Raw genomic sequence first — 25,933 nt, 5'->3', positions numbered from 1 at the left:
CGCCGGGCTGTGCTAGACTGAGGGTATGGAACTAAGCGTGCTTTTTCTGGGGACCGCCGGCTCGGTCCCGACCCCGCAGCGAGGCCTCTCGGCCACCCTCATCCAACGCGGGAGCGAACGCTTCCTGGTGGACTGCGGGGAAGGCACCCAGCGCCAGCTGATCCGCATCGGCATCGGGATCAACGACATCTCGCACGTCCTGCTCACCCACCTGCACGCCGACCACTACCTCGGCCTGCCCGGCCTGGTGAAGACCTGGCAGCTCTGGGGCCGCACCGCCCCGGTGGCCGTCTATGGCCCGCGAGGCCTGTCGGACTTCCTCGATGTCCTCAAGCGCCTCATCGGCAAGACCGACTTCCCCGTTACCTACCATGAGATCGCCCCGGGGGGCGAGATTCCCTTCGACGACTACCGCGTGGTGGGGATCGCCACCGACCACAAGATCAGCAGCATCGGCTACGCCCTGATCGAGGATGAGCGGCCCGGCCGCTTCGACCCCGAGCACGCCCGTGCCCTCGGCGTGACCCCCGGCCCCGATTTCGGCCGCCTGCAACGCGGTGAGACGGTCGAGGGCACGAACGGCCCGGTGCGGCCCGAGCAGGTGATGGGCGAGACGCGCCAGGGCCGCAAGATCGTCCTGACCGGGGACACTCGCCCCTGCCGGAGCGTGGTCGAGGTCGCGCGCGGCGCGGACCTCTTGGTCCACGACTCGACCTTCACCGTCGAAGAGGCCGATCGTGCCCGCCAGACCATGCACTCCACGGCGGCCGAGGCGGCGCAGGTGGGCAAGGATGCGGATGTGAAGCTGCTCGCATTGACCCACATGAGCTTCCGCTACCTGCCGCGCCAGATCATCCAGGAGGCCCGGGGCGTCTTCGACCGCATCGTGATGCCCAACGACTTCGACCGCCTGGTCATTCCCCTTCCCGAGAAGGGCGATTCGTACCTCTTGAAGGCGGAGCTGGTCTCATAAGCGAAGGGGGGCGCCGATCGGCGCCCCCCTCGCTTTTATCCTCCTAGTAGCTCCAGTGCAGACCCGCACCGTAGCTGGTCGCGCCGCCGATCGTGCCGGGGAGGCCGGCGCTCAGGCGCAGCGTTACCGAAGGCGAGAGACCGAAGTCCACGCCCACGTTGCTGGCTTCGATGGCCCCGTCGGAGGCGAGGCTCGTGTCAGCGATCAGCCCGATGTTGTTCGCGAGGTTCAGGTAGCCGCCTACCCCCAGCGCGAAGCGGGTCGAGGGCACCAGCTCGCTGCCGATGGCGCCGGGTGCCATCAGGCCGGTGCCCCAGTTGGGGAAGATGCCCAGCGCGAGGCGGCTGTCGCCCATGAGGCCGAAGGTCTTGGAGATGGGCACGCCGATCGCGAAGCCCAGGCTCGGGGTGCCGTTGGCGTCCACGTTGAGGGCCGTCCCAGCCTGGCCGGCCAGGTTGAACAGGCCGCCTCCGCGCTCTTGCAGCAGGCCGAACTTGCCCGCAACGTCGATGCGCCCCGCCCACGGCGTGGTGGCGTAGCCGGTGATGCCCGTGTTGAGCTGGGCGGAGGGTCCGAGCGAGGACTGGCTGCTGAGCGACAGCGCGTTGCCCGAGTAGCCGAACCCCAGTCCCGCGCCGGCAGGCGGGGTGCCGAGGGTCGCCGCGCCTGGGTTGAACTGGACGTTCGCCGAGGTGATCGCGCGGCCCTCGGGGATCACGTCCCCGCGCGGCACGGCGATGAAGTTCATGGGGGGCAGGCGTGATTCGGACACCATAGGAGCCGACACGCTGTATCCGCCGCCGACAGAGGGCCGTGAGGTTCGCATCTGTGCCTGGCTTGGCAGGGCCCAGACGATTCCAATTCCAAGGGACAACGTCGCCGTCAAGGCTTTCGTCGCCAGAGTGGCCATTGCCTGCCTCCTTTCAATCGGTGTGAGGTCCAGCCGGTGAGGTCCTTTGCCGGAGACACACAGCGGGATTTAGGCGGGACGCTAACACAGGCCGTCGAGACGAGACAAGACTCCAGCAAGCGATACGACGAAGCCGCAAGGGACCGCCAAGACGGCGGTCCCTTGCGGGGTGAGGAGGCCCGACGTTATCGCTTGATGGTCGAAACGATCTGGTTCATCTTGAGCCCCAGATGGAGCATCAGGCGGTTTTCCGAGTCGTCCAGATCGATCTGGGTGATGTCCCGGATGCGCTCGAGGCGGTACTTGAGGGTGTTGCGGTGGATGAAGAGCCGGTCCGAGGTCTCGGTGAGGTTGCCGTTGCACTCGAGGAAGGCCGTGAGGGTCTTGACCAGCTCCTTGTCGGCCTGCTGGTCGTATTCGAGCAGGCGCTGGAGGGCCTCGCAGAAGAACTCGTTGGGGTTCTGGGTCTGGGCGAACTGCAACAGCATGCGATAGATGCCGAGCTCGGCAAAGCAGGCGATGGTGTTGGGGCCGTTGAGGGCGCGGCCGATCTTGACGGCGTGCTGCGCCTCACGGTAGGCCCGGGGGATCGAGAGCAGGTCGTTGTAGAGCTGTCCGACCCCGATCGACGCGCCCCAGCCGGCGGAGCCCGCTAGGACCTTCTGGCGGATGGTCTCGGCCAGGTGCTTGATCTTGTCGAGGGTAGGCTGCCCCTCTTTGATGGGGTAGAGGATGGTGGCGCCCTGGGTCTGGGTGATGACCAGGGCCTGCCTGAAGGAGAGCAGGGAGTTGAGGTTGCTCGCGAGCTTCTTGACCTCATCGGGCAACAGCTCCTCGTTGGGGACCTGGTCGAATTCGACGGTCAAGGCCCAGTAGGCGCTGGAGAGCTGGTAACCCAGGTAGGTGGCGCGGCGGTGGAGGGTCTCGGGCGAGATGTTGCCGTTGGAGAAGAGCAGGTCCCGGAAGAAGTCGCGCCGGAGCTTTTGCTCGTTCTCGGCGATGCCCTTTTGCTTGAGCAGCTCGATGGCCACCGCATGCACGCCCGCCATGAGGAATTCGGGGGCCAATGCCCCCGCTTTGCCGTCGGTGTCGACGCAAGAGAGATAGCCCATGATCTCGCCGCCCACCACGATGGGGCAGAGGTGCCGCGGCTCCTTGCCGCCCTCGCCGGTCGGGATGGTCAAGAGCCCCTTCTCGGTGCGCATCTGGCGCAGGGTGCCGGCGTCCTCGAGCTCCTTGAGGATGGCGACCGGGGTGCCGTTGGAGGCGACGATCTCGTCGTAGGTGGGCGAGGTGGCGCTCGCCGGGGCCCCATGGCCCAGGAGGTTGAACTGGCGGTCTTCGATCAGGACGGGAGCGTCCAGTTCCTTGGCGATCGCCTTGGCGACGGCTTCGAGACCCGCTCCGTCGAGCGCGATCTGGGTGAGGTTGATCGAGAGCGCGAGGGCTGCGGGGGAGAAGGCGCTCTGGCTGCCGGCCGTGGCCCCGTTGGCGTGCGGGTCGCTTGTCCCCGGAACGTAGAAACTCACGTGCATCCTGAATCCCTCCCTCGAAAGCGGCCCGACGTTACGGATGAAGCGCCTGGAGGTCCATGGGGATCGGGGTCCTCACGGGCCGCCGAGTATCGATTTGTAAAGTGTTGTTACAACTTAACATAAGTTAATAACTTAGGCAAGCGAGGATCGTCAGATCCGGCCCAAGACCCCCTGGAGGCGACGCTTTTTCCGAGTCGGGATAATGTGGCTTGACATTCAGCCACTCAAGTTATATGACCTTGTATCATCAAGGTCGATCCCCCGAGATGCGCCCACATTTCTAAGGAGGCTCCGATGCGCTTCGATCGCTTCACCATCAAAGCCCAAGAGGCCTTGCAGGAGGCCCAGGCTGCCGCCGAGTCCCGCAACCACCAGCAGGTGGAGCCCGATCACCTGCTCCTGGCGCTGGTCGAGCAGCCTGAGGGCGTCGTCGAGCCGCTGCTACGCAAGCTCGAGATCCAGCCCCAGGCCTTCGCCGAGGAGTTGAAGCAGGACCTTTCCAAGCTGCCCGCGATCCAGGGGGCCGGGGGCTCGGTCTACGTATCGCCGTCGCTCAAGTCGGCGCTCGATCTGGCCTTGAGCGAGACGACCCGCCTCAAGGACGACTACGTTTCGACCGAGCACCTGTTGCTTGCGATCGCTGATCCCGCGACCAAGAGCCGTGCCGGCGATCGCCTGCGCGCCAAGGGTGTCACCAAGGATCGCCTCTACACGGCCTTGACCGCCCTGCGCGGCAGCCACCGGGTCACCGACGCCAACCCCGAGGCCAAGTACCAAGCGCTTGAGAAGTACGCCCGGAACCTGACCCAGGTGGCGGCCTCGGGCAAGCTGGACCCGGTCATCGGCCGCGACGAGGAGATCCGCCGGGTGATCCAGGTGCTCAGCCGCCGCACCAAGAACAACCCGGTGCTCATCGGCGAGCCGGGGGTGGGCAAGACCGCCATCGCCGAGGGCCTCGCCCAGCGCATCGTCTCGGGGGACGTGCCCGAGGGCCTCAAGCACAAGCGGGTGGTCGCGCTCGACATGGGCGCGCTCATCGCGGGAGCCAAGTTCCGGGGCGAGTTCGAGGACCGCCTCAAGGCCGTGCTCAAGGAGGTGACCGACGCCCAGGGCGAGGTCATCCTCTTCATCGACGAGTTGCACACCATCGTGGGGGCGGGGGCCGCCGAGGGCGCCATGGACGCGGGCAACCTCCTCAAGCCGGCGCTCGCGCGCGGCGAGCTGCGCTGCATCGGGGCGACCACCCTCGACGAGTACCGCAAGCACATCGAGAAGGACGCGGCCCTCGAGCGCCGCTTCCAGCCGGTGATGGTCGGCGAGCCCTCGGTTTCGGACACCATCTCGATCCTGCGGGGCCTCAAGGAGCGCTACGAGGTCCACCACGGGGTCAAGATCGCGGACGCGGCCCTGGTGGCCGCCGCGGTGCTCAGCCACCGCTACATCGCGGATCGCTTCTTGCCGGACAAGGCCATCGACCTGGTGGATGAGGCCTCCAGCCGGCTGCGCATCGAGATCGACTCCATGCCCACCGAGCTGGATGAGCTGGAGCGCCGGATCACCCAGCTCGAAATCGAGAAGCAAGCCCTCAAGAAGGAGTCGGACGCGGTCTCGGCGGATCGCCTCAAGGCCATCGACGCGGAGCTTGCGGGCCTCAACGAGCAGCGCACGGCCCTGCGCGGCCAGTGGCTCCAGGAAAAGGAGCTGATCAACCGGATCTCGGCGGTCAAGGAGAAGATCGAAACGGCCAAGATCGAGCAGGGCAGGGCCGAGCGCGAGGGAGACCTGGCCAAGGCCGCTGAGCTGCGCTACGGCACCATGCACGCCCTCGAAAAGGAACTCGAAACGGAGACCGCCCGCCTCTCGGAGACCCAGCGCGGCAAGCAGCTGCTCAAGGAGGTCGTCGGCGAGGCGGACATCGCCGAGGTAGTCGCCAAGTGGACGGGCATTCCCGTCTCGCGGCTGGTCGAGACCGAGCTCCAGAAGCTGGTCCACATGGAAGATCGCCTGCAAGCCCGGGTCATCGGCCAGAGCGACGCCATCAAGGCGGTCTCGAACGCGGTGCGCCGCGCCCGCGCGGGCATCCAGGACCCCAACCGTCCCATCGGCTCCTTCATCTTCCTGGGGCCTACGGGGGTCGGCAAGACCGAGCTCGCCAGGTCGCTTGCTGCCTTCCTGTTCGACGACGAGAACGCCATGATCCGCATCGACATGAGCGAGTACATGGAAAAGCATGCGGTCAGCCGCCTCATCGGCGCGCCCCCCGGCTACATCGGCTACGACGAGGGCGGTCAGCTCACCGAGGCCGTGCGGCGCAGGCCCTACGCGGTGGTGCTTTTCGACGAGATCGAGAAGGCCCACTACGACGTGTTCAACGTCTTCCTCCAGATCCTGGACGAAGGGCGTTTGACCGATAGTCAGGGCCGTACCGTGGACTTCAAGAACACGGTGATCATCATGACCTCGAACATCGGCTCGCCGCTCATCCAGGAATTGGCCGCCGAAGGCCCCGAGGCGACCCGCAAGGCCGTCATGGACGAGCTGCGCGCTCACTTTAGGCCCGAGTTCCTGAACCGGGTGGATGACATCCTGATGTTCCACTCCCTGACCCTGCCCGAAATCAAGCGGATCGTGGACATCCAGCTCGACAAGCTGCGCACGCGCCTCGCCGAGCGCAAGATAGGCCTGGAGCTGACCGAGGCCGCCAAGGAGGCGATCGCCCGCGAGGGGTTCGACCCGATCTACGGGGCGCGACCGCTCAAGCGCGCCATCCAGAACGAGATCCTCAACCCTCTCTCGCTCAAGCTCCTCGAAGGCTCCTTCCACGACGGCGATCGCATCCTCATCGACGCGGTGGACGGTGGCCTACGCTTCGAACAGGGGACCCCACAACCAGCCTGACGCGCCCCTCCCCGCCCCATTTGGGGCGGGGATTCTTTTTTGGGGGTGTTCCGTCTCGGTTGGGCACCGGCCATGTCGCCTGAGCGAGCCGGCTTCGCCGTCGTGCCGGGGCGCTCCGAGGCACGGTTCGGGGGTGATGTCTAAATATGTGGATGAGAAAACGTTCATTTTGGGAATAAATCTAGAGTGCGAGAGGTTGTCTATTAGATTCAGCGACAGGACCTTGATCGATGAAGCGCTCATCTTCTCACATCGCCCTTGCGGCTGCTTTGCTGGTCGGCACCGTGCCGGGTTGCACCAATGACCCGGATGAAATCGCGGTGCTGACGCCAGGCCCGAAGGATCCCGGATCGAGCGAGGTGAGCGGCGACGTCGCCACCGATGGCGGCGACACCCCCTTGCCGGCCAGCGTCCAGATTCCGGTCGAGACCCTGGAACTCTACAGGCCGCCGACCGCCGGCCAACCGGCCTCGCCCAGCAGCGCGGTGGTGAGCGCCAAGGTCCTGCGCACCGACGGTCGCACCGATCCGGGCGGCGTCACCTGGAGCGTCTCGGACCCCTCGCGTCTTGCCGTCGATGCCGGCAAGGTCTCGGTCTTGCCGGGAGCTGCCGTCGGATCGGCGCAGGTCGTTGCCAAGGCCGCCGCGAACCCCGCCGTCTTCACCCGCGTGTTCGTGACCGTCAAAGCCAACCCCAAGGCCCTGCTCAACATCGCCGTCAGCCGGAAGAACGCGAGCGCCCCGCTGGGCAGCGACCTCACGGCCGTTCTCTACGACGCCGATCACCGCGCCGTGGACGCTCAGAGCAACGTGGAAATCAATCGCTTGATGGCCGTGACGCCCGGCGTCGGCATGACCCTGCTCTTGATGGGCAATGCCAGCGAGCTTGCGACATGCAGCGTCAGCGTGGTTGCTAACGAACGCCAGGACATCACCCTTTCCTACTGACGAACGCCACGCGCCAGGAGAGATCGCATGTCGCGCAAATGCTGGATTTTGATGCTGCTCGTGCTGCTCAGCGGCTGCCTGAAGGTGCCGGGCTTGATGCCGGGCGCTCACCCTGCCGCCGTTCATGAGGCTCCGCTGCTCACCGGCAGTGTCGCCTGGTCGGTCGGACTACGTGCTCAGGCCACCAGCCTGGAGGTCGCAAGCCTCGCCACCGTCTCCTTGATCGATCCGGGCAGCGGAGAGACCGTGACGACCGCCCTCACCGACGACAAGGGCGCGTTCTCCCTCAAGTTCAAGAACTGGAGTCCGCAGCCCGATACGCCCTACCTCGTCGAGGCGGTCAAAGGGCTTTCTGCGGGTGGGGCCCCCAACCGCCCGGGGGCCTCGGGGGCTCGCCTGCGTACCCTCGTCGCCTTCACGGGAGGAAGCTGGAAGAGCCTCACGACGCCCAAGATCCAGCTCGATCTGAACACGACCGCGCTTGCCGTCATCGCGAGCCTCAAGGGGCTCGCCCCGGCCGATTTGCAAGGCTTCCTCGAGTCGATCACGCTCCCTGCCACCTTCACCACCCCCGACCCCGCCAAGATCGCTGCAAGCGAGCTCAGCTCGGTCGCAGGCCTCGCGGCGCTCGCGCTCGCGAGTGATCAGGATCCCATGGCAGCGCTCGCCCGCAACGCGGCCACCGGCCAGTACGTTCGCCTCGAACGCGGCCCGCTCGTCACCGACTACTCGGCCCTGAGCGGCGACGAAGGTGCCAAGATCACCCTGTACGGCCGGGACCTGGCGCTGGCCCTGGTAGGCTTCAACGGCAACTACGTCGCCCCCGATGCCGGGGCGACCGACACCAAGCTCGTCGTCACCATCCCCACGGGCGTCAGCACGGGCCCGCTGACCGTCAAGGTCGGGAACCTGATCGCCACGGTCGGCACGTACACCTCGCCTGCTTTCACCATCGCGACCTTCGCGGGGACGAGCCGGCCTGCGCCCTCGACGCTGGCGACGAACTGGGCCATCTACCCCAGGGGCATGGCCGCGGACAACTTGGGGAACCTCTACTTCACAAGCGACCAGGCCCACCAGGTCTTCAAGGTCAACCTCGCCACCGGTTTCATCACCCTGGTCGCGGGGGCCGGCCAATATGGCATGACCCTCTCGGGCCCCGCCACCTCTTGCCTGCTCCAGGGGCCTCAGAGCGTCGCCGTCCATCCGCTCACCGGCGAGCTCTACATCGCTGATACCGGCAACAATCGCATCTGCAAGGTCGATGCCGCCGGGAACCTCTCGACGTTCGCCGGCCCCGACGCCACCCATCTGCAGCAACCCTGGGGCATGGCCTTCGATAGCACCGGGATCCTCTACGTCCTCTCCAGAGCCGCCGATCGGGTCACGAAGCTCGATGCCAGCGGCGTCCCGACGCTCTTTGCGGGCACCGGCAGCGATACGGGAGAGAACGTGAGCGCGGTGAGCGCAAAGCTGGACGTCGGTAACGGCTTTGGTGGCGAAGGGGCGGGCATCGCCGTTGGCCCGGACGATGCCGTCTACCTGTCGCTCTACAACGAAAAGCGCATTCGCAAGGTCGTGGGCGGCCTGATCTCGACCGTTCAAACCTTGTCCGTTAATCCGGCGTGCATCGCCGTGGACAAGACGGGCAACCTCTACATCTCGACCTACTGGAAGCTCATCAAGCGCTCGACCTCGGGCGCTACCAGCACCTTTGCCGGGGACGGCAGTACCGGGAACTACGCGGGTGAAAACATCCCGCTTTCGGCCGAGCGCCTGATCAATCCATCCGGCCTCGCCTTCGACGCCAACGACAACCTCTTCGTCAGCCATACGCTCTTCGACTATGCCGCGCCCTTCCTCTCCTCGCGGATCCGCTGCATTGCCTCGCCGTCCAACACGGTCCGAACCGTGGCCGGCAACGGTCTGAAGCTCAGCTCGGGGGATGGCGGGCCTGCCCTCAACGCCCAGATCTTCCTGATCAATTCGGTGACCTGGGGGGTCCCGACCTGCGTGGTGGACGGTAACGGCAACGTCTATTTCAGTGAGACGGGCTCGGGGCACAAGGGAAACCGGGTCCGCATGGTCCGTAAGAGCGACGGCGTGATCACGACCGTGGCAGGCACCGGCGCCAGCGGCACCGACCCGGACGGCACCGTCGCGACGAGCGCCAAGCTCATGAATCCTTCGGGCCTCGCTTTCGACAATGCGACCAAGACCCTCTACATCTGCGAGTTTTACGGGAACCGGGTCCGCAAGGTCGTGAATCCGGGCAGCCCTGGTGCGACCATCCAGACGGTTGCAGGCAACAGTTCGTCCCTCTCCGGCACCCCGACCGAAGGGGGCTCGGCGTTGGGCAGCACCCTCGATGCCCCCACGGGGCTGGCGTGGGATTCCGACACCCAATCCCTGTTCATCGCGAGCCGCGGCAACAACAAGGTTCTCCAGGTCACGGGCGGCACTGTTCATATCGTGGCCAACGCCGTCTCGCCGATGTACCTCGCGTATCATCGTGCCACCAAGACGCTCTACATCGGCGAGCGCGATACCTACAAAATCATCAAGATCGTCGATCCCGCGAACTCGTCCGTGACCAGCAGCGTGGTGGGGACGGGCACCCAGGGCATCGCCCCCGACGGCGTCGCAGCGGGCGCCAAGATCGGCGAGGTCCTCGGCCTCTGCGTGACCGATGGCGGTACCCTGTACTTCTCCGACACCAACTACCGCGTCCGGAGCATCTCGAACGGCCAGATGAAAACCATCGCCGGCAACGGCGCCGGCGGGACTGCGCTCGAGAACGTGCCCGCGCTGACGACTCCCCTTTACAACCCCGCGGGCTTGAGCGTGGACCCGAACGACGGAACGCTTTACTTCGCAGAATTGGGCACCAACCGCATCCGGAGGCTCTTCAAATGATCGGTACGATGCGTCACCTGACGCTTGCGGGCGTGATCCTCTTGGCCGGCTGTGCCGTACCTGCCGCAGAGGGCTTGCCCGTGACGCCCCCCTTGTCGGGAACGGTCCAGTTTCCCGTCGAGCGCCGGGTTTCCGCCACCATGGCCGAGATCGGCACCAAGGCGACGGTCTCTCTCATCGACACCGCGACGGGCAACACCCTCGCGACCGCCCTCACGGACCCTGACGGCGCCTTCGTCCTCTCCTTCGAGAAGACCTTCCGTCCCCAGGCAGGGGCATACTTTCTCGAAGCGGTGAAGGGGCTTTCGGCCGGAGGTCTGCCCAACCGCGCCGGCGCCCCCTTGGCGCGAATCCGGACCCTCGCCTCGTTTCAGGGCAGCAACTGGGTGACCCTCACCGGAGCGGGCGTTCGCATCACCACCGCCACCACCGCCATCAGTGCCTTGGCGGGCCTTAACCGGCTCTCGCCGAGCGAGAACCTGGCGCTCTTGGGCAGCGTCAAGGCCAATACTCCCTCCACGGCGGCGGGCTTCACCATGTTCGATACCTACACCGTCCCAGCTTCGCTGACGGGGACCGCTTCGGCGGCCCTCTCCAAGGCCGCCGTCCACCGCACTTGGTCCCTCGTGGTGCAAGCGCTGCAAGCGGATGAGGATCCCGTCGCCGTGCTCTTCTTGCGGCCTGGCGGGCAGCCTTCGAGCAGTACCAGTCTGGCGGGCACGGGCTATGGCGGCGAGGAAGGGATCGCTTGGGGGGCCAGCGGTTGGACGCTGGATGCGACCACCGGCGTCAGCGGTGCCGTCGGCGCAACCGTCACCCTCTACGGGCTCGGCCTGCCCAAATCGACGGCGGCCGTCTCGGTCAAGACGAGCAACGGCCTCGTGTGCCCCGTGACCGCCGTGGGGCCTGACGGCACCTGGATCCGTTTCACTGTGCCCGCAAGCGCCGCCTCAGGCCCCCTCGACGTCCGTTTCGGCCAGTGGTCCAACCGCTCGGTGTTCCTCACCGTCCTCTAGCGTCAGAACGTCAGGCGGATGCCCGCGATGCTGGTCCCGAACAGGGTCGCCTCGAAGCCCCAGAGCTTGAAGGCGGCTTCCGGCAGGAACTGGAGGGCCGGGAAGTAGAAGGTGCTGCCCGGGGTCGTGATCGAGCCGGTGCGCCCGTCGTCCGGCCGCCACGAGTCGCTGCCGAAGGCCCACGGAGTGCCGTTGTTCTGGCCCGCGCCCAGGTAGTAGGTGAGTCCCACGGGATAGCGCAGGACGAACCAGCTGGTCAACGGCATCGAGAGCAGCACGTAGCCGCTCGCAGCCCCCATGTAGCCGACCGCGCCCGTCACGTCGCGGACCCGGGAGTCGGCGAGGGCAGCGTACTGATCCATCGGGACGCTCATGCGGCCGCCGAGCGCGAGGTTCCAGCCGTCGTGCTTGCCGATGAGGCGGTAGGTGGCGTGCGCCCCGACCCCGCTCCAGGCGGTCCCGACATCCTCTGCGCGGGCGCCGACGCCCACCGTCAGGTGATCGTTCAGGCCGAAGTCCAGCGAGAAGGCACTCTTGTCGAAGCCGACGGCCCAGTGCCCCTGGGTGATGTCGCTGCGAGGACCGGTACCCGCCAAGGCGGGCGAGGCGACGCCGACGCCGAGTGCTGCGGCGAGAAGGGCCGTGATCCAATTCCGTCGACGCATGAGTGTCTCCTTTCGCTTGTTCGAGCCTGGGAGCATCCTAGCAACCTGCGATCACATGATCGCTCACATGAGCGGATGGGAGGAGTCTGTTTAGCCGAGCCGGGCGAGTAAACAGTGCGGGCGCGGGGTGATCATTCGGGAGTCTTTTCTTGGCGCGGCTTGCGCCCGAAGAAGCTCCTGAAGCGCGTGATCGCTTCGGGCCCCGCGATGAGGCCGCCCACCCAGAAGAGGACCTCGGCGCCCACGACCACCGCCCCGCCGAGCGCGGCTTTGTGGCTGGTGGCGAGTGGCAGGAAGGGCACGACGAGCAGGGCGACCCACAGCCCGCACGAGAGGATCATCAGCCCGATGCCGAGGCGAAAGGCCCAGGGTTTTGCCGACACGTCGAACTCCTAATAGAAAAGCCGCGGACGCTAGCTGCGCAGGCAGCGGCGCTGCAACTCGCCCATCCCGAGCAAGAAGCCCGTAGGACGGCCGTGGGGGCAGGTGAAGGGCTGGTCGCACTTGCGCCACAACTCGACGATGCGCTGCATCTGCTCCATGGTGAGGCGATCGCCCGCGCGGGTGGCCGAGTGGCAGGCGATGGTCACCCGCCACTTGTCCTCCTTGTTCGCGGGCGAGACGAAGCGCGCCTCGGCCGCCTTGCCCAGGAGGTCCCGCACGGTCTGCTCGGCCTCGGCCATGGGCAAGAAGCCGGGCACTGCCCGGATCGCCCAGGTGCCCTCGCCGAAGGGTTCGATGACGAAGCCCAGCTCGGAAAGAGGCGCCAGGTGATCGCCCAGGACCTCTTGCTCGGCGGGGCTGAGGGCCAGCGTCAGGGGCAAGAGCAGCTCCTGGCTCGTCACCTCGGCAGGGGTCATGTGTTCGTAGAGATAGCGCTCGTGCGAGTTGTGCTGGTCCAGGAGGTACAGGCCGTCGGGGTGCTCCAGCATGATGAAGGTGTCGTGCAGCTGCCCGATGATCTTGATCTTATCCCAGGGGAAGGTGTCCTCGCGGCCGGTGGCGGTCACCGGGACGGCTCCTGCGGGCAGGGGCACCTGGTAGACCGGGCGGGGCTCGGCGGCCATTGGCGCGGTCGGGGCGAAGGCCGGGCGGTAGGCGTCGAAGGCGGCCTGGTTCTGCTCGACGGTGGGACGCTCGGCGGGCCGGCTGAAGGCCGGGACGTTCGAGAAGGCGGGCGCACCGCCGATAGGCCCGGCAGCCGGGGGCTTGGGCGCGAAGGCCGGAGCCCCACCGAAGCTCGGCGCGGCCGGATGGCTCTTGAGCAGGGCCCGCGAGACCGCCTCGCGCACCAGGATGAAGAAGCTCTGCGAATCCGCCAGGCGGATTTCCTTCTTGGTGGGGTGGACGTTCACGTCCACCCGCGCCGGATCGACCGTCAGCGACAGGATGTAGAGCGGGTGCCGGCCGTGGGGGATGTGGCCCATCAGGGCTTCCTCGACCGCCTTGGCGAGGGTCGGGTGGCGCACGGCGCGGCCGTTCAGGAAGAACCACTGCTTGGAGCGATCGCTGCGGATCAGCTCTGGCGGGCTCACCAGGCCCTGGACCTTGCCGTGGGGGCTCTCGCCCGAGACCGGCAGGAGCTGGCCGGCGATGTCGCCGCCGAGCACCAGGCGCGCCGTGGTCGCGAGGTCGGTGGCGCCCGCCGTGTCGAAGACGTTGCGCTCGTTGACCTTGAGGCTGATGTGGACCTCGGGGTGAGCCAGCGCGAGGGCCGTGACGGTCTCGGTCACGTGGCCAAGCTCGGTCGAGTCGGCGCGCAGGAATTTGCGGCGCGCGGGGGTGTTGAAGAACAGGTCCTCCACCTTCATGGTCGTGCCCTCGGGGCAGCCCACCGGGGTGACGACGGGCTCGGCGCCCCCTTCGAGGTAGACCCTCACCCCGCTCTCGGCCCCGCGCCTGCGGGTCGTGCAGGTGACCTTCGCGATGGACGCGATCGAGGGCAGGGCCTCGCCGCGGAAGCCCATGGTGGTGAGCTTCCAGAGGTCCTCGGCGTCCTGGATCTTGCTGGTGGCGAAGCGCTCGAAAGCGAGCGGCGCCTCCTCGGGTGGCATGCCCCCGCCGTCGTCCACGATGGTCAGGTTGCGGCCGCCGTCCGAGGCGATCACCTGGATCCGCGAAGCACCCGCGTCGATCGCGTTCTCGACGAGCTCCTTGACCACCGAGCTCGGCCTTTCGACGACCTCGCCGGCGGCGATTTGGTTGGCGATATGAAGGGGAAGGCGCTGAATCTTCGACATGCCCTTATTCTATCATCGCGTCTGCCCTGCAATCGAGCGCCGCTCCTGGGTAGAATACCCCAAGGGACCGCAGCGAGAGGAGCGGCCCAAGCACGGGGGGCACACCATGCATCCGGAAGATCATTTCGAGGATCGGCTCGACTTCTGGCGCCCGGCGGCCGGCGAGGCCCCCGAGCTGGATCTCGACAACCCGAGCCAACTCTCCTTCGCCATTCTCAACGTGGCCCGCCTCTCGGAAGCCGAGGTGACCCGCGTGGTGGACCACCTGGTGGCCATCGGCCAGCCCTACCAGGCGGCGCGCTGCCTCGAGATCGTCGCCCAGCAGCAGCTCGGCCTCGACTTCACCGGCCACGAGCTGATCGATCAGGGGCGCCCCGGCTTCGGCCTCTTCCACCACTGGATCCACGACATGCTGCGCGCCGGCACCCTCTACCACCGCGCCAAGCGCCCGGGCACCGCGGACGCCGCCTATCGCCGCGCCCTGATCTTCGTCGAAGAGGCCCTGCGCAGCCTGCCTTCCTACTCCAGCGACAGCAACAGCCAGATGTGGGGGGTGGGACTCGCCTTCGAACTGGCCGGCCACTGCTGTGTGGCTCTCGACGATACGAACGGCCTGGAGTATTATCAGGCTGCCGAACGTTTCTGGAGCCGGGCTTTGCGCCTGCGCCCCGAGGCGATCTCGCAGTGGACCCATCACCCCGTCACGCGCACCGTCATCAACTGCCTCTCGCCCGCCGTCGAGCGTCGCGCGCTCGACGAGGAGCGGCTGGAGCAACTGCTGACCAGCGACTACCAGACCCGGCTCGACACCGCCATGAGCCTCTTGCGTTAGCGCCCCTTGCTAAGGAGAAGAACGACTCCGTGGACTTCGCCCAAGAAGATGATCACTATGCAGTGCTCGGCGTCGAGGTCGACGCGGACGACGCGACCATCCGCAAGGCCTACAAGAAGCTAGCGGTCAAGCTGCATCCGGACCGGTACATCGACAAGAGCGACGAAGAGCGCGAGGCGGCCCAGGCGGCCTTCGCCAAGGTCTCTTACGCTTACAACGTCCTCAAGGACGCCGAGCAGCGCAACGAGTACGACTTCATGCGCCAGATGAACGAAGGCAACGGGGACGTGGCCTTCGAGGGCGCGCCGCGCTCCCTGACGGCCGAAGAGCTCGCCGAGCGCCGCGAGCTGGCCGACAAGAAGTTCCGGCTCGGCATGGCCTATCAGATGGAGAAGAAGTTCCGGCCGGCCATGGACGCCTTCAAGGAGGCGGTCCGGATCGATCCCGACGTGGCCCAGTACCACACCATGCTGGCGGTGACGTACCAGCGCCTGGGCTGGCTCTCCTACGCCATGACCGAGATCCAGGCGGCCCTCAAGCTCGAGCCCAAGGATCCGCTCGCCCTCAAGATCCGCGCCCAGATCCGCGCCCAGGAGAAGGCCCAAGAGGAAGAAGAGGAAGCCAAGGCCGCCAAGGACAAGAAGGGCAAGAAGAAAAAGAAGAGCAAGGGCGAGCCCGAGCCCGTCTCTGCCGCCGCCAAGCGCAAGGCGGCCGCCAAGGCCAAGGTCACCAAGCAGCTGACTTTCAAGAAGAAGCGGACCTCGCTGTTGCAGACCCTCCTGGGGGCGATTTTCGGCCGGAAGTAGCGCGTTTCCCCGCTTTGCGGGGCGGGTATATTTCCCTCGGTTGGCGTCTTTCGGGTAGCGCCTGCGGCTTTTTAGAGGAGGCGGCATGGCCGGTAAATTCAAGTACCGCTTGCAGCAAGTCCTCAACATGCGCGTCAAGAACGAGGACAACCTCAAGCTGGCGCTCGCCGACGTCAAGCGCGCCGCCCAGGTCGAGCAGGACGCGCTCGACGACCTGAAGCTCCGCGAGCAGAACACCCAGCGCCAGATGAACCAGCACCTGGAGGCGGGCCGCACCGCGGACGTGCAGATGGCCAACGACTACGCGGCCTCCCTCAAGGACAAGATCACCGCCCAGGAGAAAAAGCTCCTGCTCGCCCAGCAGAAGGTCGAGCAGGCCCAGGTGGCCTACAAGAAGGCCCAGCGCGACTCCGAGATCATCAAGAAGCACAAGGAGAAGCTCCACGAGCGCTGGCTCGCCGAGGAAAAGCGCCTGGAGGGCATCCGGGGCGACGAGATGGCGAGCAACATGTACCAGGCCAAGCAGCGGGTGCGGCGTGCTCAGGAAGAAGAAGAGGCCGAGTACGAGGAGCGGCGTGCGGCCCTCGAACAAGCAGATCTCATGCTCGCCGAGTCCGCCTGGATGCAGGGTTTCTTGGCGACCGCCCAGGCCGAAGCCGAGCGCCTGAACGCCGAGTGGGGACGCAACTGATCGAAAGGGGGCTCGCGATGAACCTGAACACGTTTATTCCCATGCCCATGCCCGCCGAGCGCCTGGCGGCTCCGCCCACCACCGACAAGACCAAGCAAGAGGACGAAGCGGCCGAGAAGCGCGTGGACGAGGCGCGCAAGGAGAAGCCGAAAGAGGCCTTCGATACCCACCTCAACCGGGTCCTGCCCCCGGGCTGGGCTCCTGGGCCCGAGTTCGCCGTCCCCACCGCCGCCGAGGCCTTCGCCGCGCCGATCGCCTCTGGCGCGAGCGTCAAGCCCGCATGGCTCATGCGGGCCCTGGGCGACGTGATGGCGCCCTCGACCGAGACGGGGCCCGTCCAGCAGGTCGCGCTGCGGGTCTTCGAGCCGGTGCCCCTCTACCAGGCCAACGAGGTGCTCGAGGCGGTCAAGGAGGGAGCACCGATCCACGAGGCCCACTTCCCGAGCCTCTTCGTCGCCCAGATCTCGCACCAGACCCAGAAGGGCGAGCCCGTCTCGCGCCTCTCGGTCCAGATCGCGCCTGAGCATCTGGGCCAGGTCCAGATGACCTTCACCCTCCAGAAGCAATCCGTCGCCGTGTCGGTGGTGGCCGCGAACCAGCAGGCCAAGGAGATGCTGGAGCAGCAGCTCGGCGCCATCCAGGGGGTGCTCGCCTCCCACAACCTCAAGCCCGCGGAGCTGAAGGTGGAAGTGGCCCAGCAGGGGGGCGGCGCCAACGGCAAGCAGTTCTCGGAGAACGACGGCGAGAACTACCAGACCCCCAACCGGTGGATGCTCCGGCGGGGCGGCGATCTCGACGAAGGGATCGACGTGACGGTGGGCTAGTTCAACGCCATTTCAACCAGGAAGACTTGGGTGCGAGGCTCGCCTTGGTGCGGGCCTCGTGCTCATGACGGGAGAGGCGGCTTTCGAGGACGCGGATCGTCTCCTGGGCGAGGGCGTGGGCCTCGCGCAGGGCCATCAGCTCGTTGCAGCGATCGGCGAGGACCTTGTCGGTGGCCTGACGGGCCGCGCGCTCGTGTTCGAGCTCGGCGCGCAGCAGCTTACGCTCGTCTTCGTGGGTTTCGAGCGGGATCGCGGTGAGGACGGCGGCGATGCTCTCGAAAGAGCGTCCCTGCTCCTCGAGTTCCTTGACCTGGCGCAGGGCCTGGCGGGCTTGGGCTTCGCGGGCTTCCATCACGGCGTCTCCTCCGATGAAGCCCCATGCTAGCCCGCGCGTGGCGATCGGGCAGTGATGCGGGTTACTGGATCGAGGCGATCGCCGGGGCGTAGTGGAGGCGGTTCTGGCTCGTGCGGATGGGGGCTGCGATCGGGGCGGGGGCCGCCGCCGGGGCCTTCTCGTCCAGGTAGATGTAGACGGGCTTGTAGTGCACGCGGACCTCGGGCTCGGGCTGCAGCGCGGCCTCGGTGCTCACCGTCTCGGCGACCACCGGCGCCGGCTCGGCGTAGGTGGTGCGGGGATGGGCGAAGAAGGCGCCCAGGCCGAAGGCGGTGACGGCAACCATCGCAAGGCGGCTGAGCGGCGAGCGGGTGACCTTGATGAAGGGGGAGACGCCCGGCAGCAGCATGCCGTAGCGCAGGGGGGTTCGCGTCTTGATGGGGCGCTTGGCGCTCGCGCGGCGCACGGGCTTCGAATCGGGGAGGCTCGCCGCGTCGGCGTCGAAGGCCTGGGCCTGCAGGCGCTGGATCATCAGCTCCATGGTCTTGGAGCGAACCGTCGGGGTCTCGACCAGCTGGGGCTTGCGAGCGCCGGTGCGGCCCAGGTGCAGGTAGCGCTGCATCTTGACGCAGTCGGGGCAGTACTGGTCCTCGACGCAGTGGAAGCAGACCGGCAGCTTGCAGCGGCGGCAATGAGCCACGGCTTCGATCTTGGCGTGTTGGTAGCAGGTTCGCATGGCAGCTCCTCGCCGGTCGGGGAATCGGGACCTTTCTAGCGTTGTCGGGTCGATCGAAGGGATGCTTTCTTAACGCATGACTAAGGTTCAAGAAATTATCGTTTAAGTCGCTGGGGGTGAGGAGTTGGCGCCTTGTGGCCGTCCGAAAGCCGGGGCTATAATGAGAGGGTGAACCAGCCATCCCGCCTGCACCCTGAATTCTCGCCTCCTGCGCTCCCCGACGGGGATCTGGAGGGGGCTGCCATGCGTGGCGCCTGGCTCGAGGTGGACCTGGGGGCGATCGCGGCCAACGTCCGCACCCTCAAGGCCTGGATCCCCCCTCACACCCACCTGATGGCAGTGGTCAAGGCCGACGGCTACGGCCACGGGGCCATGGCCGTCGCCCAGGCGGCACTCGAAGCGGGGGCGGATTGGCTCGGGGTCGCGACCGTAGCGGAGGGGCTTCGCCTTCGTGCGCTGGGCTTCACCCAGCCCATGCTGCTCTTGGGCCTCCTGGTGCCCGACGCCTACCACACGGCCATCGCCTCGGATCTCCAGGTGGTGGTCGGATCCGAAGAGGCCCTGCGCAAGCTTGATGAGGTCGCCGCGGAGATCGGCCGTCCGGCCAAGGTCCACCTCAAGGTCGACACCGGCATGACCCGCGTCGGGGCGGCCCTTGAAGAGGCCGAGCCGCTCGCGCGCATGGCGCTCGCCTCGCCTCACCTGGAGCTGATGGGGCTCATGAGCCACCTGGCGACCGCCGAGGCCCCGGATCCCACCTACGCCCAGCTGCAACTCGAACGCTTCGCCGCGCTCGAAGCGCGCCTTGAGCTGCCCGAGACGGTCCTGCGGCATTCCGCCAACAGCGCGGGGACCCTGCTCTTCCCCCAGGCCCACTACAGCATGGTCCGGCCGGGGCTGCTCATCTACGGCATTCCGCCGCGCCCGGACGCGCCGCTTCCCTTCTCGCTGACGCGCGCCATGAGCCTCACGGCCCGTATCACCCAGCTGCGCGAGGTCCCTGCCGGGGTGCAGGTCGGCTACGGCGGCACCTTCGTGACGACGCGGCCCACGCGCCTTGCGGTCCTGCCCGTGGGCTACGCCGACGGCGTGCCCCGCGCCCTGTCGAACCGCCAGACCGTCCTGGTCGGCGGGGTGCGCTGCCCGATCGTCGGCAATGTTTCCATGGATCAGTGCACGGTGGACGTCACCGAGGTGGACGCCCGCCCGGGAGATCCGGCGGTCCTGCTCGGCGAGCAAGGCGCTGAGCGCATCCTGGTCGAGGAGTGGGCCGATACGGCCGAGACCATCCCCTACGAGATCATCTGCGGCCTCGGTCAGCGCCTGCCGAAAGTTTACCGCCACTAATCCCTCAAGCAGCGAAACGATGTCGTGTAATCCGGGTAAACTACGGATTGCGCGACCTCTGCCCCCCTGCGCACCATGGATCCGGTTGAATGGGCGGCAGTTTGGCTTGAAAGGATGGCACGGTGCGAGGTTCCGGTTGGTGGATCGCTGCGATGGCCCTCGTGCTCGCGACGCCCGCGTGGGCCAACGAGTCGGGAGATCGCCTCTTCTCGCGCAAGGGCTGCGTCGCATGCCACACCCTCAAGGGGCATGCGGGGGCGGACGGGACCCTCGGGCCCGATCTCAGCAAGCTCTACAAGGCCAAGCCCGCGCGCGATCGCAAGGAACTTGCGGCTTTCATCCGAGATCCGCAGGCGGAGCGCCCTGGCAGCCCCATGCCTCGCTTCGGTCTGACCCAGACTCAAGCCGAGGCGCTCGCCGTCTACTTGCTCACCGACCGAACCCCGTCAAGCCGCCCCTGAGGCCCTTTGCGATCCCCGCAGCGTGCGACAAACATTCGTAAAGGGGCGGCAAACAAGCGGGGAATTGTGCTTTAATAGGGAAGCTTCAAAAGATCGTGCCCCCCGTCTGGCCGACCGGCGCGATCCGCATTGAAATTCTGCTTGCAGGAGGACACACCACAGTATGGCTAACAATCCTCAAGGGGGAGCGTCCGAGGCCGAACGGGCGGACATGACGCGCCGCGCGTTCTTCGGTGCCGTCGGGTTCGGCGCGCTGGCCGCGACCCTCGGTGCCACCGCCATCGGCGGCATCCGCTACATCTTCCCGAACGTCCTGTACGAGCCCTCCAACCGCATCAAGATCGGCATGCCGACCAAGTTTGGCGCGGGCACCGTGACGTTCATCGCCGAGAAGAAGGTCTTCATTCGCCGGGTTGCCGAGGGCTTCCAGGCGATTTCTGCCGTTTGCCAGCACCTGGGTTGCAGCGTCAACTGGACCGGCACGGAGTTCGTTTGCCCCTGCCACGGCTCGGTCTACTCGGCCGACGGCGAGGTGGTGGCCGGTCCCGCCCCCCGCGCGCTCGACCACTTCTCGATCGAGACTGCCCGCGACGGCCAGATGGTGGTGGACCTCAGCAAAGTCATCACCACGACCGATTTCTACAAGGCGTAGGCATCAGTAGGAGCACCCTGTGATCAACGACATCGCCAACAAATTCTTTGCGAGCAAGCTGTGGCGGTCCATCTTCCGCCACGGCATGCCCAACAACCCCAAGACCCAGTCCATGGTGACGTTCACCAACGTCTTCCTTCACCTCCACTCGGTGAAGTCGAAGGTCCGCTCCATGCGGATGAACACCACCTTCTGGCTGGGCGGCATTTCCCTGATGCTGTTCTTCCTGCTTTCGGCGACCGGCATCGCCCTGATGTTCTACTACATCCCCTCGACGGGCATCGCCTACGACAACATGAAGGACCTCGAGTTCGCCGTGTCGTTCGGCATGCTGATCCGCAACATGCACCGCTGGTCGGCCCACATGATGGTGCTGTTCGTCTTCCTGCACATGTGCCGCGTCTTCTACGCGGGCTCCTACAAGGCGCCCCGCGAGTTCAACTGGGTGATCGGCGTCATCCTCGCGGTCTGCACCATGCTGCTGTCCTTCACGGGCTACCTGCTGCCCTGGGACCAGCTCGCCCTGTGGGCCATCACCGTCGGCTCGAACATGGCCAAGTACGCTCCCTTCGTCGGCCCGGACATCAAGTTCGGCCTCTTGGGCGGCAACCTGGTCGGTCAGAACGCCCTGATCCGCTTCTACGTGCTGCACTGCATCGTGCTGCCCCTGGCCGTGCTGGTGCTGCTCGCGGTTCACTTCTGGCGCGTCCGCAAGGACGGCGGCATCGGCGACCCCAACGAGCCCGTCTCGCCCGACCTTCGCTTGTAATCAGGGAGCCTCACCACCATGACTAACACCACTCGGGAGATTACGACCAACCCCGAAGAAGCCATCGTCTACGGCGTCGTGCGCGGCGTGCGCGGCTACGTCAAGGAGAAGCCCGGCCAAGCCCTGGTCTTCACCTGGCCCCACGTCTTCATGCGCGAGCTGGTGATGGCGCTGGCGGTCATCGTCGGCATCACCATCATGGCGCTGCTCTTCAACGCGCCCCTCGAGCAGCTGGCGAACCCCGCGCTGACCCCCAACCCCGCCAAGGCGCCCTGGTACTTCCTGTTCCTCCAGGAGATGCTGCACTACTTCCCCCCGAACTGGGCGGGCGTGTTCATCCCCGGGCTGATGGTCGTTGGCCTGATGGCCGTTCCTTACATCGACCGCAACCCCTCGATGAACATCCTCGACCGTCCCTTCTCCGTCGGGCTGTGGAACTTCTTCGTCTCCATGGTGGCCGTGCTGACCTACATCGGCACCTTCTTCCGTGGCCCGGGCTGGGAGTGGACCTGGCCCTGGAAGGACGGGATGTTCACCGTCTTCTAGCGCCCGTCACGCATCGCATCACTTCAAAAAGGATCGCACCCCCGTATGAACACTAACAAGCTGGACCTTAGCGTCCTCGCGTGGTTCGCGACGCTGGCGGTCGTGCTCGTCTTCCTCTTCGGCCTGGCGGCCATCCGCGAAGGCAACCGCGAGTGGATGGTGACACAGCGCGACTACGCCGACATCATGTTGGCGCGCCACGAGAAGGCGGCCCTCCAGGCTCAGGCCGAGGGCAAGCCCGTTCCTGAGATGGGCGACACCGACAAGATCGCCATCCGTCAGCTGATGCTCGCCGACCTCAAGCGGGTCGATCGCTGCACCACCTGCCACCTGAGCATCGACGACAAGTCCTTCGAAGGTGAGAAGCAGCCCTTCGCGGCTCACCCGAACATGGACCTGATCACGATCAATCACCCGACCGATAAGTTCGGCTGCACCTCGTGCCACTCGGGTCAGGGCATGGGCACCACCAGCGAGGCCGCCCACGGCTTCGTCCACAAGTGGGACTACCCGATGCTCGGCGATCGCAAGGATCTGACCAAGTACGTCCAGGCCTCGTGCGCTTCGTGCCACACGGATTCGACCAAGTGGGCCGCCATCGGCGCCCCCAAGCTGGCCCGCGGTAAGCAGATCTTCGAGCAGAACAACTGCATGAGCTGCCACAAGGTCGGCGACCAGGGCGGCAACATCGGTCCCGAGCTCACCCACGAGGGTGACAAGGTGCCCGAGCAGTTCAACTTCACCGACCTGAAGGCCAGCCTCCTGGCCGGCAAGTTCGGCGAGGAAGCCAAGGCGGAAGCCAAGCACCTGCACAACGACATCGAGACCTGGCACAAGTACCACTTCAAGAACCCCCAGGCCGTCTCGTCCGGCTCGGTCATGCCCGCCTTCGGCTTCTCGGATGACGACATCGAGGCGCTGACCACCTACATGTTCAGCCTCAAGGCCCCGACCGTTCCCCCGTCGATGATGACCAACGACGGCAAGGTCAAGGCCATGCCCATCCCCGCCCCCAAGAAGGCTGAAGCCGCTGCGGCGCCCGCCGCTGCCGCCAAGCCCGCCAAGGTCGACGGCAAGCAGGCTTACGAGGCCAACTGCGCTTCGTGCCACCAGGCCAACGGCCAGGGTCTGCCCGGGATGTTCCCGCCCTTCGCCGGCGCGGAGACCCCCAACGGCGATCCCAAGGAGCACATCAAGACCGTGCTCCACGGCAAGTCGGGTCCCCTCACCGTCCTCGGCAAGCAGTACAACGGGGCCATGCCTCCGTTCCCGCAGCTGAGCGACGAGGAGATCGCCGCCATCATCACCTACGAGCGCACCTCGTGGGGTAACAAGGGCGGCGCCGTGACCCCCGAACAGGTCAAGGCCCTGCGCTAACCAGCGCTGCGAATCGAAGGCCCCGGCTCACCTAGAGCCGGGGCCTTCGTCCATGGAGGAAGTCTCTGATGCCGGGGCATTTCGTCTACCTGGTGCGCTGCGCCGATGGTACCCTCTACACCGGCTACACCACCGACGTCGCGCGCCGCTTGGCAGTCCACAACAGCGGCAAGGGGGCCAAGTACACGCGATCGCGCCTGCCCGTCGAATTGGTGGCCCAATGGGAGTATCCCACCAAGGGCGAGGCCCTCTCCGCCGAGTATCGTATTCGCCGCCTGCGCCCTGCCGCCAAGCTCGCGCTGGCCCCGGACGCGGCCCCTTGATGATCGCTTCGAAGGAGGAGGGTTAGCTCCGGGCGTCGAGCGGCTGGAGCAGGGTGGCGATCGGGCCCTCTTCTGCGAGCCGATCGATCCGCGCGAGCCAGCGCTGATTGGGGGCGGTCCGCTCGGCGTCCACCCAGACCTTGAGGCCGTGCGGCGTGGTGCCGGGGCGCAGATCCGCACGGGTGCGCTCGGTCAGGACTTCGACCGTCCGTCCGATGAAGCCCTCTTGGAAGCGGCGGCGCGTGGTGGTGGCGATCGCTTCGAGCCGCTCCATCCGCTCGCCGATCACGGCGGGGGACACCCGATCCGGCAGGGTGGCGGCATGGGTCCCCTCACGCACCGAGAAGGGGAAGAGGTGAACCCCCGCAAAGCCGATCTCCTCGACCATGCGGCAGGTTTCGAGGAAGTCTTCCTCGGTCTCGCCGGGGAAGCCCACGATGACGTCAGTCGTGAAAGCCACGTCCGGGCGGCTTTCGCGGATCCGCTCGACCAGGCGGCGGTACTGGTCGGCGTTGTAGCGCCGGCGCATGGCGTTCAGGATCCGGGTGCTCCCGCTCTGGAGGCAGAGGTGGACGCTCGGGCAGACCTCAGGGGATGCGAAGCGTTCGATGAGGGCCGCCGGGAAGTCGATGGGCTCGATGCTCGCCACCCGAAAGCGCTTGATCGCGGGGACCTCGGCGATGAGGCGTTCGAGGAGCGAGGCGAGACCCGTCTTGAGGTCCTTGCCGTAGCCCCCGATGTGGGTGCCCGTCAGCACTAATTCTTGATAACCGAGCGTCGCGTAGGCCCGGGCGCGCTCCACCAGGGTGTCGGGCGGGACGCTCTGCTCGCGCCCGCGCACGGTCGGGACGATGCAGAAGGCACAGCGGTTGTTGCAGCCCTCGGACACCTTGAGCCAGGCCCGGGTGTGACCCGACTCGGCGGGCGTCGCTGGGCGCCACTCGCCCTCGCGGGCCTGGTACCACTCGGCGACGGCGCGGGCGATCTGCGCCTTCTCGGCGTTGCGCGCGACCAACGAGACGCCCTGCAACTGAGCGAACTCCTCCGGGTGAAAGTCCACGGCGCACCCCGTCACCACGATCCGCGCCTCCGGGTTGGTCCGGTGGGCGCGGCGCACGAGCTGACGGCTCTGCCGGTCGGCTTCGTGGGTCACGGTGCAGGTGTTGACCACGTAGACGTCCGCCTCCTGGGAGAAGGGGACGATGGCGCAGACGTCCGCGAGGTCCGCGGCGAGCTGGGCCGTTTCGGCCTGGTTGGTGCGGCAGCCGAGGGTGGCGAAGGCGACGGTCGGATGATCGTACATAGCTGGCGTTTCCCTCGAACGGAAAGCAGCCCCCTTGCGGCACGGCGGATGACGGCGGCGTCGCAGCTGCTCACGGCAATTCCTCAGAGCCTCATTGTACTCCACGATCGGCATGGTTGCGCCCTTTCCGGGCGGCCTCCGCTCTGGGGCCAATGGAGACATGGAAGGGGAGAAAGCTTTGGTTCAATTCGCCCAAAGGCAGTTCACAGCTCTGACGATATGATTCGTTTCATCAAGGGTTGCTTGTCCAATCCGACCAGTCCGACGTAGCCGATTTCATTAGAGGAGATATCGAGATGAAATTCCCCCTTCTGCTCGCTGCCACCATGCTCGGCGTCACCGCTTGCGCCGCCACGCCGACCGCGCTACAGCAGGCGCCTGTGGGTAGCGCCCGCCTCGTGATGGGCCTCCAGGATCAGCGCCAGGTCCAGTACACCCTCGGAGCCGACGTCAAGGCGATCAAGGTGACCGTCACCGAATCTTCAAACGGCCAGGTCGCCGAGAACGTCTTCAGCGGCGCGGGCCTTACGAGCAAACTTAGCGGCAATACCTTCTCCTTCACCGTCAACAACCTTCTGGTCGGTGATCTCGCGCGGCCTTCCTACTCCTATACCGCCGTCGTGCGGGCCTACCTCGACGCGGCCGCCACGACCCCCATCGGCAGCAGCACCTCGACGGCCTTCTCCGTAACGAATGCTCAGACGAGCAACATCAGCTTGCCGAACTTGCTGCTGAACGCGACGCCCCAGGGCAACGAGGCCGCCAGCGTCGAGATCATCGACAACGCGCCGGCCGCGGTGACCATCAACTAGCCCCCATCGACCGTATCGAT

The 25,933-nt window shown here is 66.5% G+C and carries 25 protein-coding genes; 17 read left to right on the top strand and 8 right to left on the bottom strand.

Annotation, left to right across the window (positions count from 1 at the left end; all coding sequences use genetic code 11):
- Positions 1-25: 25 nt before the first annotated feature.
- Positions 26-973, top strand: a complete 948-nt coding sequence (gene rnz, locus J7643_16075) for a ribonuclease Z (protein MBO9542105.1) — start codon at positions 26-28, stop codon at positions 971-973.
- Between the two features lie 43 nt (positions 974-1,016).
- Here rnz and J7643_16070 read toward each other — a convergent pair whose 3' ends face one another.
- Both J7643_16070 and J7643_16065 read right to left on the bottom strand, forming a co-directional pair.
- The gene (locus J7643_16070; GenBank protein ID MBO9542104.1) at positions 1,017-1,760 is read right to left on the bottom strand and encodes a hypothetical protein; all 744 of its coding nucleotides are present in this window, start codon (positions 1,758-1,760) and stop codon (positions 1,017-1,019) included.
- Between the two features lie 308 nt (positions 1,761-2,068).
- Positions 2,069-3,418 carry a helix-turn-helix domain-containing protein gene (locus tag J7643_16065; protein MBO9542103.1) on the bottom strand — a complete coding sequence of 450 codons (1,350 nt, stop codon included), beginning with the start codon at positions 3,416-3,418 and terminating at the stop codon, positions 2,069-2,071.
- Positions 3,419-3,712: 294 nt separating this feature from the next.
- Here J7643_16065 and clpB point away from each other — a divergent pair, with 294 nt between their 5' ends.
- From clpB to J7643_16045, 4 genes are all read left to right on the top strand, one after another.
- On the top strand, positions 3,713-6,316 hold the full coding sequence (clpB, locus tag J7643_16060) for an ATP-dependent chaperone ClpB (GenBank protein ID MBO9542102.1): 2,604 nt from the start codon (positions 3,713-3,715) through the stop codon (positions 6,314-6,316).
- A 230-nt stretch (positions 6,317-6,546) separates the two neighbouring features.
- Positions 6,547-7,263, top strand: coding sequence for a hypothetical protein (locus tag J7643_16055; protein MBO9542101.1), 717 nt, complete (start codon positions 6,547-6,549; stop codon positions 7,261-7,263).
- 27 nt (positions 7,264-7,290) lie between these two features.
- Entirely contained in the window at positions 7,291-10,179 is a 2,889-nt protein-coding gene (locus tag J7643_16050) for a hypothetical protein (GenBank protein MBO9542100.1), read from the top strand.
- The gene (locus J7643_16045) at positions 10,176-11,195 is read left to right on the top strand and encodes a hypothetical protein (GenBank protein ID MBO9542099.1); all 1,020 of its coding nucleotides are present in this window, start codon (positions 10,176-10,178) and stop codon (positions 11,193-11,195) included. Before J7643_16050 ends, J7643_16045 begins: the two co-directional genes overlap by 4 nt.
- A gap of 2 nt (positions 11,196-11,197) precedes the next feature.
- On the opposite strand, the gene J7643_16040 is transcribed toward J7643_16045, so the two are convergent.
- The 3 genes from J7643_16040 to mutL form a co-directional block, all read right to left on the bottom strand.
- Entirely contained in the window at positions 11,198-11,860 is a 663-nt protein-coding gene (locus J7643_16040; GenBank protein MBO9542098.1) for a hypothetical protein, read from the bottom strand.
- Positions 11,861-11,991: 131 nt separating this feature from the next.
- Entirely contained in the window at positions 11,992-12,243 is a 252-nt protein-coding gene (locus J7643_16035; GenBank protein ID MBO9542097.1) for a transporter suffix domain-containing protein, read from the bottom strand.
- A 30-nt stretch (positions 12,244-12,273) separates the two neighbouring features.
- On the bottom strand, positions 12,274-14,100 hold the full coding sequence (gene mutL, locus J7643_16030; protein ID MBO9542096.1) for a DNA mismatch repair endonuclease MutL: 1,827 nt from the start codon (positions 14,098-14,100) through the stop codon (positions 12,274-12,276).
- A gap of 106 nt (positions 14,101-14,206) precedes the next feature.
- Here mutL and J7643_16025 point away from each other — a divergent pair, with 106 nt between their 5' ends.
- The 4 genes from J7643_16025 to J7643_16010 all read left to right on the top strand — a co-directional run bounded on the left by J7643_16025 (position 14,207) and on the right by J7643_16010 (position 17,253).
- Positions 14,207-14,932: a hypothetical protein gene (locus tag J7643_16025; GenBank protein MBO9542095.1), complete on the top strand. Its 726-nt coding sequence runs from the start codon at positions 14,207-14,209 to the stop codon at positions 14,930-14,932.
- Between the two features lie 29 nt (positions 14,933-14,961).
- Entirely contained in the window at positions 14,962-15,738 is a 777-nt protein-coding gene (locus J7643_16020; protein ID MBO9542094.1) for a DnaJ domain-containing protein, read from the top strand.
- Between the two features lie 85 nt (positions 15,739-15,823).
- Positions 15,824-16,429, top strand: a complete 606-nt coding sequence (gene fliJ, locus J7643_16015; protein MBO9542093.1) for a flagellar export protein FliJ — start codon at positions 15,824-15,826, stop codon at positions 16,427-16,429.
- A 17-nt stretch (positions 16,430-16,446) separates the two neighbouring features.
- The gene (locus J7643_16010; GenBank protein ID MBO9542092.1) at positions 16,447-17,253 is read left to right on the top strand and encodes a flagellar hook-length control protein FliK; all 807 of its coding nucleotides are present in this window, start codon (positions 16,447-16,449) and stop codon (positions 17,251-17,253) included.
- 1 nt (position 17,254) lies between these two features.
- Here the strand turns inward: J7643_16010 and J7643_16005 are convergent, their stop codons facing one another.
- Entirely contained in the window at positions 17,255-17,605 is a 351-nt protein-coding gene (locus J7643_16005; GenBank protein MBO9542091.1) for a hypothetical protein, read from the bottom strand.
- Positions 17,606-17,669: 64 nt separating this feature from the next.
- The gene (locus tag J7643_16000) at positions 17,670-18,323 is read right to left on the bottom strand and encodes a hypothetical protein (protein ID MBO9542090.1); all 654 of its coding nucleotides are present in this window, start codon (positions 18,321-18,323) and stop codon (positions 17,670-17,672) included.
- 243 nt (positions 18,324-18,566) lie between these two features.
- Between J7643_16000 and J7643_15995 the strand changes: the two genes are divergently transcribed.
- The 7 genes from J7643_15995 to J7643_15965 all read left to right on the top strand — a co-directional run bounded on the left by J7643_15995 (position 18,567) and on the right by J7643_15965 (position 23,798).
- Entirely contained in the window at positions 18,567-19,670 is a 1,104-nt protein-coding gene (locus tag J7643_15995; protein MBO9542089.1) for an alanine racemase, read from the top strand.
- A 122-nt stretch (positions 19,671-19,792) separates the two neighbouring features.
- Positions 19,793-20,131, top strand: a complete 339-nt coding sequence (locus tag J7643_15990; GenBank protein MBO9542088.1) for a c-type cytochrome — start codon at positions 19,793-19,795, stop codon at positions 20,129-20,131.
- Positions 20,132-20,294: 163 nt separating this feature from the next.
- The gene (locus J7643_15985) at positions 20,295-20,783 is read left to right on the top strand and encodes a Rieske (2Fe-2S) protein (protein MBO9542087.1); all 489 of its coding nucleotides are present in this window, start codon (positions 20,295-20,297) and stop codon (positions 20,781-20,783) included.
- Between the two features lie 85 nt (positions 20,784-20,868).
- Entirely contained in the window at positions 20,869-21,552 is a 684-nt protein-coding gene (locus tag J7643_15980) for a cytochrome b N-terminal domain-containing protein (protein MBO9542086.1), read from the top strand.
- A gap of 18 nt (positions 21,553-21,570) precedes the next feature.
- Positions 21,571-22,098, top strand: a complete 528-nt coding sequence (locus J7643_15975) for a hypothetical protein (GenBank protein MBO9542085.1) — start codon at positions 21,571-21,573, stop codon at positions 22,096-22,098.
- Between the two features lie 45 nt (positions 22,099-22,143).
- On the top strand, positions 22,144-23,475 hold the full coding sequence (locus J7643_15970) for a c-type cytochrome (protein MBO9542084.1): 1,332 nt from the start codon (positions 22,144-22,146) through the stop codon (positions 23,473-23,475).
- 68 nt (positions 23,476-23,543) lie between these two features.
- Positions 23,544-23,798: a GIY-YIG nuclease family protein gene (locus tag J7643_15965; protein MBO9542083.1), complete on the top strand. Its 255-nt coding sequence runs from the start codon at positions 23,544-23,546 to the stop codon at positions 23,796-23,798.
- Between the two features lie 22 nt (positions 23,799-23,820).
- On the opposite strand, the gene mtaB is transcribed toward J7643_15965, so the two are convergent.
- A complete protein-coding gene (gene mtaB / locus J7643_15960; GenBank protein ID MBO9542082.1) occupies positions 23,821-25,101 on the bottom strand; it encodes a tRNA (N(6)-L-threonylcarbamoyladenosine(37)-C(2))-methylthiotransferase MtaB in 1,281 nt (426 codons plus the stop codon).
- A gap of 296 nt (positions 25,102-25,397) precedes the next feature.
- Here mtaB and J7643_15955 point away from each other — a divergent pair, with 296 nt between their 5' ends.
- Positions 25,398-25,913 (top strand): hypothetical protein, encoded by a 516-nt coding sequence (locus J7643_15955; protein MBO9542081.1) that lies wholly within the window; start codon positions 25,398-25,400, stop codon positions 25,911-25,913.
- Positions 25,914-25,933: the final 20 nt, after the last annotated feature.

Source organism: bacterium (assembly GCA_017744355.1).
GTDB lineage: Bacteria > Cyanobacteriota > Sericytochromatia > S15B-MN24 > UBA4093 > JAGIBK01.
The sequence above is the reverse complement of the archived record's forward strand: the minus strand, read 5'-3'. Positions and strand labels throughout refer to the sequence as shown.